This window comes from Nocardia sp. NPDC059154, assembly GCF_042755705.1.
Taxonomy (GTDB): domain Bacteria; phylum Actinomycetota; class Actinomycetes; order Mycobacteriales; family Mycobacteriaceae; genus Nocardia.
On record NZ_JBHZCS010000009.1, the window covers coordinates 26100 to 39401 of the forward strand.

General features: G+C 68.4%; 17 protein-coding genes. 6 read left to right on the forward strand and 11 right to left on the reverse strand.

The window, feature by feature from the left end:
- Nucleotides 1–24: 24 nt before the first annotated feature.
- From ACFXN1_RS10480 to ACFXN1_RS10500, 5 genes are read right to left on the reverse strand one after another with little or no spacing between them, the layout of a single operon-like run.
- Nucleotides 25–165, reverse strand: coding sequence for a hypothetical protein (locus tag ACFXN1_RS10480; protein ID WP_379437004.1), 141 nt, complete (start codon nucleotides 163–165; stop codon nucleotides 25–27).
- Between the two features lie 15 nt (nucleotides 166–180).
- Complete coding sequence (locus ACFXN1_RS10485; protein ID WP_379437003.1) at nucleotides 181–1665, reverse strand: long-chain fatty acid--CoA ligase; 1485 nt, start codon at nucleotides 1663–1665, stop codon at nucleotides 181–183.
- 43 nt (nucleotides 1666–1708) lie between these two features.
- A complete protein-coding gene (locus ACFXN1_RS10490) occupies nucleotides 1709–2866 on the reverse strand; it encodes an acyl-CoA dehydrogenase family protein (protein ID WP_379437001.1) in 1158 nt (385 codons plus the stop codon).
- A gap of 20 nt (nucleotides 2867–2886) precedes the next feature.
- Nucleotides 2887–3636 (reverse strand): 3-oxoacyl-ACP reductase FabG, encoded by a 750-nt coding sequence (gene fabG / locus ACFXN1_RS10495; RefSeq protein ID WP_379437000.1) that lies wholly within the window; start codon nucleotides 3634–3636, stop codon nucleotides 2887–2889.
- A 29-nt stretch (nucleotides 3637–3665) separates the two neighbouring features.
- Entirely contained in the window at nucleotides 3666–4817 is a 1152-nt protein-coding gene (locus ACFXN1_RS10500; RefSeq protein WP_379436999.1) for an acyl-CoA dehydrogenase family protein, read from the reverse strand.
- A gap of 142 nt (nucleotides 4818–4959) precedes the next feature.
- Between ACFXN1_RS10500 and ACFXN1_RS10505 the strand changes: the two genes are divergently transcribed.
- The 3 genes from ACFXN1_RS10505 to ACFXN1_RS10515 all read left to right on the forward strand — a co-directional run bounded on the left by ACFXN1_RS10505 (nucleotide 4960) and on the right by ACFXN1_RS10515 (nucleotide 7082).
- Nucleotides 4960–5631, forward strand: coding sequence for a TetR/AcrR family transcriptional regulator (locus ACFXN1_RS10505; RefSeq protein ID WP_379436997.1), 672 nt, complete (start codon nucleotides 4960–4962; stop codon nucleotides 5629–5631).
- 95 nt (nucleotides 5632–5726) lie between these two features.
- Nucleotides 5727–6806: an alkaline phosphatase family protein gene (locus ACFXN1_RS10510; protein WP_379402540.1), complete on the forward strand. Its 1080-nt coding sequence runs from the start codon at nucleotides 5727–5729 to the stop codon at nucleotides 6804–6806.
- A 120-nt stretch (nucleotides 6807–6926) separates the two neighbouring features.
- Nucleotides 6927–7082 (forward strand): hypothetical protein, encoded by a 156-nt coding sequence (locus tag ACFXN1_RS10515; RefSeq protein WP_379402541.1) that lies wholly within the window; start codon nucleotides 6927–6929, stop codon nucleotides 7080–7082.
- A gap of 16 nt (nucleotides 7083–7098) precedes the next feature.
- Here the strand turns inward: ACFXN1_RS10515 and ACFXN1_RS10520 are convergent, their stop codons facing one another.
- Both ACFXN1_RS10520 and ACFXN1_RS10525 read right to left on the reverse strand, forming a co-directional pair.
- Nucleotides 7099–7512 (reverse strand): VOC family protein, encoded by a 414-nt coding sequence (locus ACFXN1_RS10520; protein ID WP_379436996.1) that lies wholly within the window; start codon nucleotides 7510–7512, stop codon nucleotides 7099–7101.
- 56 nt (nucleotides 7513–7568) lie between these two features.
- Nucleotides 7569–8171, reverse strand: coding sequence for a dihydrofolate reductase family protein (locus ACFXN1_RS10525; RefSeq protein ID WP_379402543.1), 603 nt, complete (start codon nucleotides 8169–8171; stop codon nucleotides 7569–7571).
- A 245-nt stretch (nucleotides 8172–8416) separates the two neighbouring features.
- On the opposite strand from ACFXN1_RS10525, the gene ACFXN1_RS10530 reads away from it, so the two are divergent.
- Nucleotides 8417–8560, forward strand: a complete 144-nt coding sequence (locus tag ACFXN1_RS10530; RefSeq protein WP_379436995.1) for a hypothetical protein — start codon at nucleotides 8417–8419, stop codon at nucleotides 8558–8560.
- Between the two features lie 11 nt (nucleotides 8561–8571).
- Here the strand turns inward: ACFXN1_RS10530 and ACFXN1_RS10535 are convergent, their stop codons facing one another.
- The gene (locus tag ACFXN1_RS10535; RefSeq protein ID WP_379436994.1) at nucleotides 8572–9324 is read right to left on the reverse strand and encodes a helix-turn-helix transcriptional regulator; all 753 of its coding nucleotides are present in this window, start codon (nucleotides 9322–9324) and stop codon (nucleotides 8572–8574) included.
- Between the two features lie 129 nt (nucleotides 9325–9453).
- On the opposite strand from ACFXN1_RS10535, the gene ACFXN1_RS10540 reads away from it, so the two are divergent.
- The gene (locus ACFXN1_RS10540; RefSeq protein WP_379436992.1) at nucleotides 9454–9984 is read left to right on the forward strand and encodes a DUF2231 domain-containing protein; all 531 of its coding nucleotides are present in this window, start codon (nucleotides 9454–9456) and stop codon (nucleotides 9982–9984) included.
- 33 nt (nucleotides 9985–10017) lie between these two features.
- Nucleotides 10018–10437, forward strand: a complete 420-nt coding sequence (locus tag ACFXN1_RS10545) for a hypothetical protein (RefSeq protein WP_379436991.1) — start codon at nucleotides 10018–10020, stop codon at nucleotides 10435–10437.
- Between the two features lie 75 nt (nucleotides 10438–10512).
- On the opposite strand, the gene ACFXN1_RS10550 is transcribed toward ACFXN1_RS10545, so the two are convergent.
- The 3 genes from ACFXN1_RS10550 to ACFXN1_RS10560 form a co-directional block, all read right to left on the reverse strand.
- The gene (locus ACFXN1_RS10550; protein ID WP_379436989.1) at nucleotides 10513–11868 is read right to left on the reverse strand and encodes a TIGR03118 family protein; all 1356 of its coding nucleotides are present in this window, start codon (nucleotides 11866–11868) and stop codon (nucleotides 10513–10515) included.
- Nucleotides 11869–11953: 85 nt separating this feature from the next.
- Entirely contained in the window at nucleotides 11954–12454 is a 501-nt protein-coding gene (locus ACFXN1_RS10555) for a nuclear transport factor 2 family protein (protein ID WP_379436988.1), read from the reverse strand.
- A 13-nt stretch (nucleotides 12455–12467) separates the two neighbouring features.
- Entirely contained in the window at nucleotides 12468–13301 is an 834-nt protein-coding gene (locus tag ACFXN1_RS10560) for a TIGR03619 family F420-dependent LLM class oxidoreductase (protein WP_379437079.1), read from the reverse strand.
- Between the last annotated feature and the right edge of the window lies 1 nt (nucleotide 13302).

Genomic DNA, 13302 nt, shown 5'->3' on the forward strand with positions numbered 1-13302 from the left:
TCGGCGGGCCCTGGTCTGCGCGTCTCAGGCGAGGTAGCGGGCGATGCTCTCCGCGACGCAGGCAGGCTTGTCGATGCGCTGCTGGTCGACGGTGATCCAGTCGCTGACACCGATTTCGGTGCCGGCGGCGGCGCGCAGGTGGTCGAAGTCGCTGAAGTCGATCATGCGGTGTTCCTCCCGCTAGGCGTAGCGCTGCTTCAGTTCGCGCTTGAGGATCTTGTGGGTGGGCCCCATGGGCAGTTCGGTGACGAACTCGACGCGGCGCGGGTACTTGTACCGCGCCACATGCTCTTTCGCATAGTCGATGACGTCCTCGGCGGTGAGCGGTCCGGACGGCACGACGACCGCGAGGATCTCCTCGCCGTAGTTCTCGTCCGGCACACCGATGATCGCCACCTGCGCGATGTTCGGGTGCCGCAGCAGCGCGGCCTCCACCTCGGTCGGGTACACGTTGAACCCGCCGCGGATGATCATCTCCTTGATCCGGTCCACGATGCGCAGGTAGCCCTGCTCGTCCTTGACGCCCAGGTCGCCGGTGCGGAACCAGCCGTCCACCATGACCTCCGCGGTGGCCTCGGGCTTGCCGGTGTAGCCGCTGAACACATTGTGGCCGCGCACCACGACCTCGCCGATGGTGCCGGTCGGCAGGAGTTCGATGCGGTCGCGCACCTCGGCGGCGGCGATCTCGACGTCGACGCCCCACACCGGGTGGCCGACGGTGCCGATCTGCGGGCCGAGCAGCGGCTGGTTCACCGTTGCGGTGGGCGAGGTTTCGGACAGGCCGTAGCCCTCGAGGATGTGCGAGCCGAAGACCTTCTCGAACTCCTCGATGATGACCGGCGGCATGGCCGCGCCGCCGCTGATGCACAGCCGCAACTTCGGCAGTTCCGCCGCGCCCCCGGCCGCCTCGAGCAGCCCGTGGTACATGGTCGGCACCCCGTGGAAGGTGTTGATGTTCTCCTTCACCATGAGCTCGAGCGCCTGTGCCGCATCGAATCTCGGCATGAGCACCAGGGTCGCGCCGAGCCGCCAGTGCGAGTTCATGGAGACGGTCTGCCCGAACACATGGAACAGCGGCAGCGCGCCCAGCGCGATGTCCTCGCGCTCGACCTCGTTGGCGTCGAAGGCGTTCACCGTCGCGCACATGACCATATTGAGGTGGCTGAGCTCCGCGCCCTTGGGGCGGCCGGTGGTGCCGCTGGTGTAGAACACCACCGCGGTGTCGAGCGGGCTGCGCGCCACATACGCCGGAATCGCCTCGCCGGAAAGCTCTTTCGGGCTCAGGCAGTCGATGCCGACCCGACCGGCCGCCTCCTTGCCGACGGCCTCCACCATCGGATGGCAGATCATGACCTTGGCCCCGCTGTCGCGCAGCACGTATTCCGCCTCGTCCGCGGTGAGCAGCAGGTGCACCGGCACCACGGTCGCACCCGCCGCCAGGATGGCGAAGTACGCGCGCGGGAAATCAGCGGTATTGGGTCCCATGAGCGCGACCCGGTCACCCGGCCGCACCCCGAGTTCGATGAGCGCACCGGCCTGTTCGCGGGCCTGCCGCCACAGGTCGCGGAAGGTGATGCGCTGGTCGCCCTCGATCAGGGCGATGTGGTCGGGTCGCCGCCACGCCGGTTCGGCGAGGATGCCGGCCAGGGAGAGAGTCGCGTTCATTGAGACCTCGGTTCGATCGGATCAGCGTTCGGGGCGGCTCGGCCTACAGCCCCATGTCCTTGGCGATGATCATTTTCATGACCTCGCTGGTGCCGCCGTAGATGCGATTGACGCGGTTGTCTGCGTACAGGCGGGCGACCGGGTATTCGTTGATGAAGCCGTAGCCACCGTGCAGCTGCAGGCAGCGGTCGATGACGCGGTGCGCGACCTCGGTGCAGAACAGCTTGGCGGAGGCGGCGTCGGCGGGGGTCAGGGTGCCTTCGTCGAGGGCCTCGAGGCCACGGTCGACCACGGCCTCGGCGGCGTCCACCTCGGCCTGGCAGGCGGCGAGTTCGAACTTGGTGTTCTGGAAGCTGGCGACCGGCTGTCCGAAGACGTTGCGCTGCTGGGTGTATTCCTTGGCGAAGCGGATCGCGGCCTTGGCCTGCGCGTACGCGCCGACCGCGATGGACAACCGCTCCTGCGGGAGGTTCTGGCCCAGGTAGGAGAAGCCCCTGTGCTCCTCGCCGAGCAGGTCCTCCACCGGCACCTCGACGTCGGTGAAGTTGAGCTCGGCGGTGTCGGAGACCTTGAGGCCCAGCTTGTCCAGCTTGCGGCCGACGCTGTAGCCCGGGGACTTGGTGTCCACCACGAACAGCGAGATGCCGTGGCGGCGATCGGTGTCGCTGGGCGCGGCGGTGCGGGCGCAGACGATGACGCGGTCGGCGAGCACGCCACCGGTGATGAAGGTCTTGGACCCGTTCAGCACGTAGTGCGTGCCGTCCGCGGAAAGCTTTGCGGTGGTGCGCATTCCGGCCAGGTCGGAGCCGGTGCCGGGCTCGGTCATGGCGATGGCGAACATGATCTCGCCGGTGACGAAGCCGGGCAGCCAGCGCTGCTTCTGCTCCTCGCTCGCGAGATTCTTGATGTAGGGCAGGCACAGTCCGACATGCACGCCCGAGCCGCCGAAGGACACCGCGGCGCGGGCGCACTCCTCCATGAGGATGGCCTGGAACTTGAACGACTCGATGCCCGCGCCGCCGAACTCCTCGGGCACCTCGATGCCGAAGACGCCGAGTTCGCCCAGCTTGTAATAGAAGTCGCGGGGTGCGATACCGGCGGCGTACCACTGCTCGTAGACGGGCACGACCTCGGCTTCGATGAACGCGCGCACGGTCTCGCGGAAGGCGTCGTGGTCCTTGTCGAAAACTGTTCTCTGCATGGAAGAAATCTCTCTAGCGGTCAGAGACGGCGTCCGCCGTCGACGTAGATGGTCTGGCCCGTGACGAACGACGCGTCGTCGGAGACCAGGAAGGACACCACGTTCGCGATGTCGGCGGGCTCGCCGACCCGGCGCAGCGGGGTGATCTTGGCAGCCTCGGCGCGGAACTCCTCCGGCGAGACGCCCACGCGGGCGGCGGTGGCATCGGTCATCTCGGTGACGATGAAGCCCGGCGCGACGGCATTCACATTGATGCCGAACGGGCCCAATTCCATGGCCAGCGTGCGGGTCAGGCCCTGGATGCCCATCTTGGCGGCCGAGTAGTTGGCCTGGCCGCGGCTGCCCAGTGCGGACACGCTGGAGGTGTTCACGATCTTGCCGGACTTCTGCTTCACCATGTACTTCTGCGCCTCCCGCGAGCACAGGAACGCGCCCTTCAGGTGCACGGACATGACGATGTCCCAGTCGTCCACGGACATCTTGAACAGCAGGTTGTCGCGCAGCACGCCCGCGTTGTTGACCAGCACGTCGACCGAACCCAGTTCCGCGGCAATGTGTTCGAACGCGGCGGCGACCTGCGCTTCGTCGGTGACATTGCAGCCCACCGCGATGGCCGTGCCGCCCTGGGCGGCAATGGCGTCCACGGCGTCCTTGCAGGCGGCCTCGTCGAGATCGACGATGGCGACGGCGAAGCCGTCGGCGGCCAGGCGGGCCGCGGTGCCCGCGCCGATTCCGCGGGCCGCACCGGTCACGACTGCGACTTTCGACATGACTGAATCTCCCTGTCTGTGAATGACGTTCAGAGGAAGGCGTTCACGCCGGTGAGGGCGCGTCCGATGAGCAGTTTCTGGATCTGGCTGGTGCCCTCGTAGAGGGTGAGCACGCGGGCGTCGCGCAGGTACTTCGACACCGGGTACTCGTCGATGTAGCCGTATCCGCCGAACACCTGGATGGCATTGTTGGCGGCCTTCACCGCGGCCTCGCTGGCGAACAGCTTGGCGACCGAGGCCTCGGTGCCGAACGGCTTGCCCTTCCCGACCAGGTCGGCGACCCGCCAGGTGAGCAGCCGTGCCGCCTCGACATCGACGGCGATATCGGAGATGAGTTCCTGGACCAGCTGATAGGAGGCGATCGGCTTGCCGAACTGCTCGCGCTCCCGAGCGTATTTCACGGCGGCCTCCAGGCAGCCGCGCGCGACGCCGACACACCCGGCGGCCACACCCATGCGGCCCTTGTCCAGCGCGGCCATGGCGATCTTGAAGCCCTGGCCGAGCTCGCCGAGCCGGTTGGCGTCGGACACCCGGACCTGGTCGAGGACGAGTTCGGCGGTGGCCTGGCCGCGCAGGCCGAGCTTGCCCTTGATCTCGGTGCGCGCGAAGCCGGGGGCGTCGGTGGGCACCAGGAACGCGGTCACGCCCTTGGGGCCGGGGCCGCCGGTGCGGGCGAAGATGATGGCGACATCGGCCCAGGTGCCGTTGGTGATGAACATCTTGGTGCCCGACAGCAGCCAATCGTCGCCGTCAGCAACGGCTTTGGTGGTGAGGCTGCCCGCGTCGGAGCCGGTGCCGGGTTCGGTGAGCCCGAAGCAGCCCAGCGACTGCCCGGCGCACAGGCGCGGCAGCCACTCCCGCTTCTGGGTCTCGGTGCCGTAGGTCTTGATCGACTTGGCCACCAGGCCGAGCGAGACGGACACGATGCCGCGCACCGAGCTGTCGCCGCGGCCGAGTTCCTCGAGCAGGACGCAGTAGTCCAGGGCCGTGCCGCCGGAGCCGCCGTACTCCTCCGGGATCTCGATACCGAGGAAGCCCATCGCACCGAGCTTGCCGACGATCGCGGTATCGACCTCCTCGGCCCGATCCCAGGCGGCCGCGTGCGGAACGACCTCTTTGTCCACCCAGGCCCGGGCCAGCTCGCGCAGTTCGCGCTGCGACTCGCCGAGTTCGAAGTCCATGGTTGTGATAGCTCCTAACCAAACGTTGTTAGGTTTATGGCCCGAAGTTATCCTAACAGTGTTCGGTCAATCAAGGACCGAGTGATAAATTCGACGTCCGCCGGGGGATCGCTGGGGTCTTCCATCGAAGGAGGTGAGCCGGATGGCCAGGCCGAAGGTGCCGCTGCTGAGCCGCGAACGGATTCGCGACGCGGCCCTGACCCTGATCGATCGCGACGGGCTCGCCGAGCTGTCCATGCGCAAGCTCGCCGCCGAACTCGGTGTGCAGGCCGCCTCCCTCTACACCCACTACCCCACCAAGGACGCCGTCCTAGACGACATCGCGGGCGGTCTCATGGCGCGGGTCGAGGCGTCGGCCTTCGACCAGGGCTGGCGCGCCGGCCTCACCTCGTGGGCCCACTCCTACCGCGACGCCCTGGTCCGGCACCCCAACTTCGTCGCGTACCTGGCCGCCGGACCCGGCACCCGCGACGAGAACCTGCGCGCCGCCGACGCCGTCCACGGCGGCCTGGTCTCCGCCGGCTGGCCACCGCGCGACGCCACCATGATCGGCGCGGCCACCCGCTACCTGGTCATGGGCGCCACCATGGGCTCGTTCTCCCGCGGTTTCGTCGACGACGTCCAGGTCTATCGCGACCGCTACCCGCATCTGGAGCAAGCGCATCTGCTGCGCGCCAAGGCGGACGAGATCGATTCGGAGAGTTTCGAATTGGCGCTGTCGGCCTTCACCGACGGCCTGCAACTCCGCTTCGACGCCATCGAGAAGGAGCGGGCCCGCCGGCGGCAGACCCGCTCGAACCGCCGCTCCGGCTAGGGGATGCGTCCCGCGGACGTTCACTCAGCGGGACAGTTCTGGTCAATTGTCCGAATTTGCTGCGGAAGTGCCGGACCCCGGCTAGGTTGCCGCGCATGTCTCGTACTCGTGCAATGGTGGCCGCCGCCGCGCTGGCCGCACTCCCGCTGGCCACGGCCGCCCCGGCAACGGCCGCACCAGTGGTGAACAAGGTCGTGGTGATCGGCATCGACGGCACGCTGTGGAGCGAGGTGCAGGCGGCCAATGCCCCGAACCTGGGCCTGCTCGCGGCCCAGGGCACCCTGGCGCGGACCTCCATCGCCCCGCACACCACCATGTCGTGCGTCTCCTGGGCGACGGCCCTGACCGGGGTGTGGGATACCAAGCACGGCATCAAGGACAATGACTCCACCTGCACCCCTGCGCCTTTCGCACAGTATCCGACGGTGTTCACGCAGCTGGAGCGCGCGAAGCCGAGCCTGGCCACCGCGTCGCTGGGTACCTGGGACAAGATCGGCATGATCGCCCGGACCGGAAATCCCGCGGCGGACAGGGTGTCCGTGACGCAGGTCGATCCGACCGGCGCGGGAGTCTGTGAGACGACCGCGGATTCGAATGCCGCGGCGCAGGTGGTGTCCGCGATCACCGACGACGGCACGGATTTCGTGTTCACCCACCTCGATCAGGTCGATATCGTCGGCCACACCCTGCGCGGCATCTGGCCGCAGGCGTACCGGGATGCCATCGGCCGGGTGGACGCGCTGGTCGGCAAGATCACCAAGGCGGTCGACGACCGCGCCCGTACGCACGCCGGCGAGCGCTGGACGATCCTGGTGACCACGGACCACGGGCACAAGCCCGAGGGTGGCCACGGCGGCCAGAGCGCCTACGAGACAGCGAGTTTCATGATCGCGCGGGGGCCGGACTTCGCCGCGGGTGCGCAGAACAACGGCTACACCCTGGCCGACATCACCCCGACGGTGCTGGACCTGCTGGGTGCACCGGCGGATCCGAACTCCGACGGCCGCTCGGTGCGACTCGGCGGTTCCGGTGATCCCGCTGCTACACCGCCGAACACACCCGCCATCGACTCCGGCATCACCGGTTCGTCCTCGGGCTCGGCGCAAATGCTCATGGTCAACAATCCGCTCTGCCTGGTCGCCAGCGGCTCGGCCGGTGGATCCTTCGGTAAGTAACCGGTCCGAGCGCCGCTGCCCGACAAGGAGCGGGCCCGCCGTCGGCGGACCCGTTCCCGCCCTCGACCCGCCGCCGTGGCACCCAGGAATCCGCCCCCTCCTACGGTTGAATTCCAGCCTGTGGAGCCCAAAGCGAAGCGCCTGCTATTCCTCACCGCCGCAATCATCCTCGCCGCATCCACCTACACCTACGCCCACTCCCCCGGCCACTACGGCGCGGCAATAGCCCTCGGCGCAGTCCTGACCATGTTCTTCGTCGGCAAGGCCATGAACTAGCCCCGGCCCCCCGCACCTACTTCGGCGCAACCAGCTCCAGTGCGATGTTGTCCGGGTCCCGGAACTCCAGGATGTAGCTGAAGCCGATGTCCTTGATGTCCTCGTGCGCGACACCGCAGGCATCGAGATGCGCCGCGGCGGCCTCCAATTCGGCCAGTGAACCAACCGGGAAGGCGAGATGGTCGAGACCGACACGGTCCTCGTCGAACCGATCGGTTCCGACCGGCCGCAGACCGATCAGCCCATGCGCCATCCGGTAGATCACCCCACCGTGCAGGAAGCTCAGCCGCTGCCGTGTTTCGTCGTCCGCATCGGCCGCGATCTCCAGCGCCACCGGCCACCCGAAGACCGCATCGTAGAAGGCTCTCGACCGCCCGATGTCACCCACGGTGAGCCGGATATGCGCAACAGACTCCACAGAGATCGCCATGCGGCCGATGTTGGCATACCTCGGCTCTACTCGCTGGTTCGACACCGCGCGGCTGCTCAGGCGAGGTGCGCTCGCGCGTCCTCGTAACCGGCCTCCTCGGGAGCGTCGGCGGGGCCGTAGATCAGGTGGAGCACACCGGTTTTGAACGGCGTAGCCGACAGCAGCCGCAGCGGGATGGGAGTGCCCTCGTCGAAGAGCCGCAGGCCGTCGCTGCGCAGGGCGATCGGGTGCACGAACAGGTGCAGTTCGTCGACGAGCGCGGCCGCCAGCAGCTGACGCACGATCGAGGTCGAGCCGCTGAGCGAGATGTCGCCGCCGGGTTCGGCTTTGAGGGCGGCCGCGGTCGCCACCAGATCACCGCGGGGCTGTTCGGAATTGCGCCAGGTGAAGTCGAGTTCGCGACGGGAGAACACGATCTTGCGCAGATCGCCGAGCGCCTTCGCGAAGCCCGCGTCCTCGGCTCCGGCGGCCTCGCGTTCGGGCCACGCACCGGCGAACGAGTCGTAGGTGACGCGGCCGAACAGCAGGGTGTCGGCGGTGGCGACCAGGGCCGAGACCGCCTCGCCCATCTCGTCGTTGTAGTAGGGGAAGTGCCAGTCCTGCGGGTCGGCGACGATGCCGTCGAGCGAGATGAACAGTCCAGCGGTGATCTTGCGCATCGGTGCACTCCTTGCGAATGGGTCGAGGTGGGCCGCGCGGTTACCCATAGGACGGGGCGACCGTCGTGGATTCACCGGTCGCGCACCCGGATTCCGCGGTGACCGCTGCCCCGTTTCCACCCCGACGCGCCCCGTTCGGACGGTTCGGGCGGGCCGCCGCCACTGCGCTGCCCTTCACCCATTACGCTGTGGCACAACCGAATCCACCGCTCGTACGGTTGGGAACGAGCCTGTGGGAGTCTGCGGTGAAGCGCTTTCTTTTCCTGATCATGACGATCGTCGTCGCCGCCTCCACCTATGACTACGGCCGGATGGCCGGCCACTACGGACTGGTCGTGGTGATGGGCATCGTCCTCACACTGTTCCTGATCGGCAAGACCATGGAATAGCCATATCTCCCTCAGGCGGAAGCTGCCGATGAGCCCGGGGCGGGCGAAGGGTGGTCCGGGCGGGCGCGGCCGTCGGCTGCCGGGCGCAGTTCGACGCAGCATTCGCCGGGGGCCGGAGCCAGGACGGCTTCGACGGTGTTCGCACCCAGGCCGTCGAGGATGCCGGAGAGGTAGGCGTGGTTGAGGGTGCAGACGAGTTCGGGGGCGGAGGCGGCGAGGGGGTGGAAGGGGCAGTTGTGCAGGCGGATGCAGGACGGGGTCGGGCGGCCGGGTTCGAAGCCCTGGTCGGACAGTAGGGCCTGGAGGAGGGTGAGGGCGCGTTCGGGGCCGAGGCGGCCGGGTTTGCGGAGGTCGCGTTCGGCGGCGCCGAGGGCGGTGCCGCGCTCGGTGGCGACGCGGACGGCGATGTCCCGGGCGGTCTCGTCCGCACCCTCGGCGAGGACCGCGCCCATCAGGATTTCGGCCAGCACCTCGTAGCGGCGTTCCGGAATGCTCACGCGCACATCGGTTTCGGCGGGTTCGTAGACCTTGGGGGTGCGGCCGACGCGACGGGGGGCGCCGACGGCCTCGTAGCGGGCGCGCAGCAGGCCCGCGTCGACGAGCTTGTCCAGGTGGAAGGCGGCGAGTTTGCGGGAGATGCCGACCTCGGCGGCGGCCTCGTCGCGGGTGACGGGGCGGCGGGCGCGGCGGATGTACCAGTACATGCCGCGCCGCAGGTCGTCATCGAGGACGGCGACGGCACCGATCGCGGAAGCACTGGTCACGTGACCACAATAGCGCCCATCGTGATGGCCGAAAAGTATTTGGCACCGCTCCAGCGTGTGGTCCTTGACCCGGCAGGGTAATTACGCCAAGAATTATTTCCTGAATTCAAGGCTGGTTGGGAGGTTGTCGTGACGGCTGATCCGCAGCAGGCCGAGCCTGATCCGTACCAGGCCAAGCGCCCGGTGAGCGCGGCGCTGGCCGGGCCGTACGGCCATCCGTTCCATCCGATCCTGGTCACCGTGCCCATCGGGACCTGGGTGGCCAGCCTGATCTTCGACCTCGCCTCGCACATGGTCGATGATCCGGAGTTCCTGGCGCGCGGCGCACTGTGGCTGATCGCCATCGGCGTGCTCGGCGCACTCGCGGCGGCCACCGTCGGATTCCTGGATTTCCTGGCCATTCCGGCCGGCACCGCCGCCTTCCGCACCGGCCTGGTCCACCTGAGCCTCAACCTCGCGGTGACCGTCGCCTTCGCACTGGATTTCGTCTGGCGGCGAGCCGAGGGCACGCACGATCCGGTGCCGTGGGGTCCGCTGCTGCTGTCGGTGGCAGCCCTCGCGGCGCTGACCGTATCCGGTTATCTCGGCGGCAAACTCGCCTATCGCTACGGCGTCCGGGTCGCCGACGAGACCACCCAGGCCACGGGTTTCCAGCGCTGAATCCCCCGCCCCCTCTCTCGACAGGAGTTGATCATGGCCATCGCGGCACTCATCACCTGGCTGCTCACCGCGGCCGGCGGTTTCGTTCTGCTCGGCACCTGGATCGCCAAAGGCGGTGTCCGGCAACCGAGTTCCAGCCATCTGCCCCCGCCCGTCATCTTCGGCCACTTCCTGCTGGCCGTGGCCGGGCTGGTGCTGTGGATCATCTACCTGGTGGTCGACACCAAGGCTGTCGCCTGGGTCGCCTTCGCGGTGCTGATTCCGGTGGCACTGCTCGGCTTCTTCATGCTGCTGCGCTGGCTGCCGGTCTATCGGGGCCGGGCAGCCGATGCCCCGCAGTCCGAACCGGCCGAACGCCACTTCCCCGTCGTGGTCGTGGGCGGGCACGGCGTCTTCGCCGTCGTCACCGTGGTGCTGGTCCTGCTCACCGCACTGGGCGTCGGCGCGAGCTGACCCCGGCGACGAGCCTGCCCCGGAAAAGCGTGAGCCCCGAGCCGGAATCGACTCGGGGCCCGGGGCTTTCGCGGGTTACTTCAGGCGGAGGCTGCCGAAGAGGCCGTCCTTCTCGTCGTTGGGGCCCGCGGTGAAGTAGAGGGCGTCGGCGTCGCCGAGGCTCTCACCGTTGCCGAACATGAGGCCCCAGAGGCCCTCGATCTCGGCGGGCTTGCCGTCGGCGTCACGCAGGTAGTCGACGAACTTGCCGGACTGGTCGTCGAGGGCCAGGATGTGGCCCGCGCCGCCGAAGTTGCCGACCAGCAGCTTGCCCGACAGCGGGCCGAAGCCCTGCGGGGCGATGGTGACGGCCCATGGCGCGTTGAGGCGGCCGTCGGCGTCGAGGGTGCGAACCAGCTTGCCGTTCTTGTCGAATTCGGCGACCTGGCCCTTCTTGGCCTTGTTGCCGGCGTTCTTCTCCTGGTCCTTGTCGAGCTTGTCCTCTTCGCCGGCCTTCAGCTTGTTCGGGTCGCCGCCCTCGGACTGGGTGACGGCGTAGGTGACGAAGACGCGGTCGCCGATGGTGGCGACATTGAAGGGGGCCGGGTCGCCGACCTTCACCTTCTTGCCCTTGGACGCGTCGGCCGGGTCGATGGCGTCACCGGTGGCGAAGGGGTTGGCGAAACCGGTGGTGGGCACCAGCTTCCAGTCCTTGTCGAAGGTGCGGACCTGCGGGTCCTTGCCGAAGTCGGCGGCCAGCAGCTTGGCGCCGGACGGGTCCAGGGCGATGCCCTTGAACTTCATGCCCGCCGCGGTGCCGTCGTACTCGAGCACGGCCGGGCCGTCGTGGCGCACGATGGCGCCGCCCGCACCCTGCTCGGTCCAGCCGGAGATCTTGCCGGAGTCGGTGGCGAAGATGAATCGCGCGGAGCCGGTGAGCTTCTCGTCCTTGCCGTCGTAGCTGACCGGCTGGTCCTTCACCGCGAAGATGTCGGAGGTGATGGGGGCCGGGTTGAAGACGACGCCGGTGGTCTTGCCTTCGCTGTCGTCGCCGTCGTCGTCCGCGATGGAGTCCGCGCCCGGGATGGTGACCAGCTTCAGCGGATCCTGGAACATCTTCTGGTACTTGGCATCCGCCGCCTTGGTGGCGTCACCGACGAACTGGAAGGAGTAGCCGCCCGCGCCGACCCAGAAGTGCCCGCCGGCGCCCTTGGGACGGTCCGCGATGCCCCAGGCGTTGATGAAGTTCGGGAAGGTGAACTGCGCCTTGTCGTCCGCCTTGTTGGAGGCGATATTGACCTGGGCGTAATGGTTTCCGTCGAGCGCCTTCACGTCGTCGTTGTTCGACTTCGTATTGCTGCATGCCGCCGCGACCACCAGCGCTGCACCCAGTGCCGACACGCGCATCAGGGTCTTGCGCACCGGCGGCATGCCGCTCGAGCGTCCGTTCATGTCAGGTCCTTCCAGCAAACGCCCAGGTGCGGCGTTAGGTGATGCTAACCATAGCTGGAAGAATCGGCTGCGCGTTAGGGGACCCTCATTTCCATTCGGAAACGCCATCTCCGCTGGTCCAGGGCGCAATGAGCAGTTTTCGGGCGGTCTCGGAGCCATCCAGCGCCCGGGTGATCCGCTGCGCGATCCGCCAGCCGCCGGAAGTGCGGACCAGGCGGAAGTGATTCGCCCCGGCCCGCCACACGAAGAATCCGCCGTCCCGCCGCCGGACCAGCAGCGACTCGCCCACCGCGTCCGCGGTGTCCCCGTCCACGGTGACCGACACCGGGCCCAGGAAGTGCGCCGATCCGGCGGCGATGAGCGATTGGTGCGCCTGCGATTCGACCATGTCGCGGACCTGCCCGCGATCGCGCATGTGCCAGCCCTCGACGTCGTATTCGCCGTCCTCGGTCCACAATTCGGCGACCGCCTCGGCGGCCCCGGCATCGACCAGCGGGCCGTAGGAGGCGATCAGACGGGTGATGGCCAGCTCGTCCTCGACCCGGCGCAACCGGTCCTCGAGCACGGCGAGACGCTCTTCGATCATGGAAATCCTTCTGCTACAGGAGATGACGGTCGACCAGCTCGCGCAGCGCGGCGAGCTGATCGCAGTAGTGGACGGCATCGGTGGCCCGGACCGTGCAGGTGAGGTGGGTCGCCCCGGCCGCCCGCAGCGCTGCCAGCCGGCGCAGAGAATCCTCGGCGTTCCCTTGCGGATCCAGCGGCACGCCCGGCGAGAGCACCACATCGAAACCGTCGGGTACGGTCACCGTGGCGAGCAGGTCCGCGATCTGGTCGGCGTGCAGCCCGAACGGCACCCAGCCGGTGCCCAGCGACACCGCGCGGCGCAGCGACCGGCGAGTGCGCCCGCCGACCCAGATCGGCACGGTGGTGGCGGTGGCGTGCGGTTCCAGCACGAAGCCTTCGACATCGCGGCGCCCCCAGGCCCGGCGCAATCGGGTCAGCGCCGCATCGGCCCGCGCGCCCCGGTCCTCCCAGGCCGCGCCGAGCAGGGCGAATTCCTCTGCGAGAGAGCCCACTCCGACCCCGAGCACCACCCGGCCGCCGCTGAGCCGGTCGAGGGTGCCGTAGCTCTTGGCCAGCGCCAGCGGATGGTGGTAGCCCAGCACGAGCACCGAGGTGGCGAGCCGGATCCGGGTGGTGTGCGCCGCCAGGTACGACAGGGTGGCCAGCGGGTCCCAATAGGTCGCGCCGCGCACCGAGGCGGCCGCCGCTGGCACGCCGACGTGGTCGGAGCAGGTGAGGTGGTCGAAGCCGAGTTCATCGGCGGCCGTGGCGATCCGGGTCAGATCCTCGGGGCCCGCGGTGGCCTCCCAGGGCGAGGCGACGCCGGGCACCTGCACCACGATCGGCGTGGACAGACCGAGCCGGATA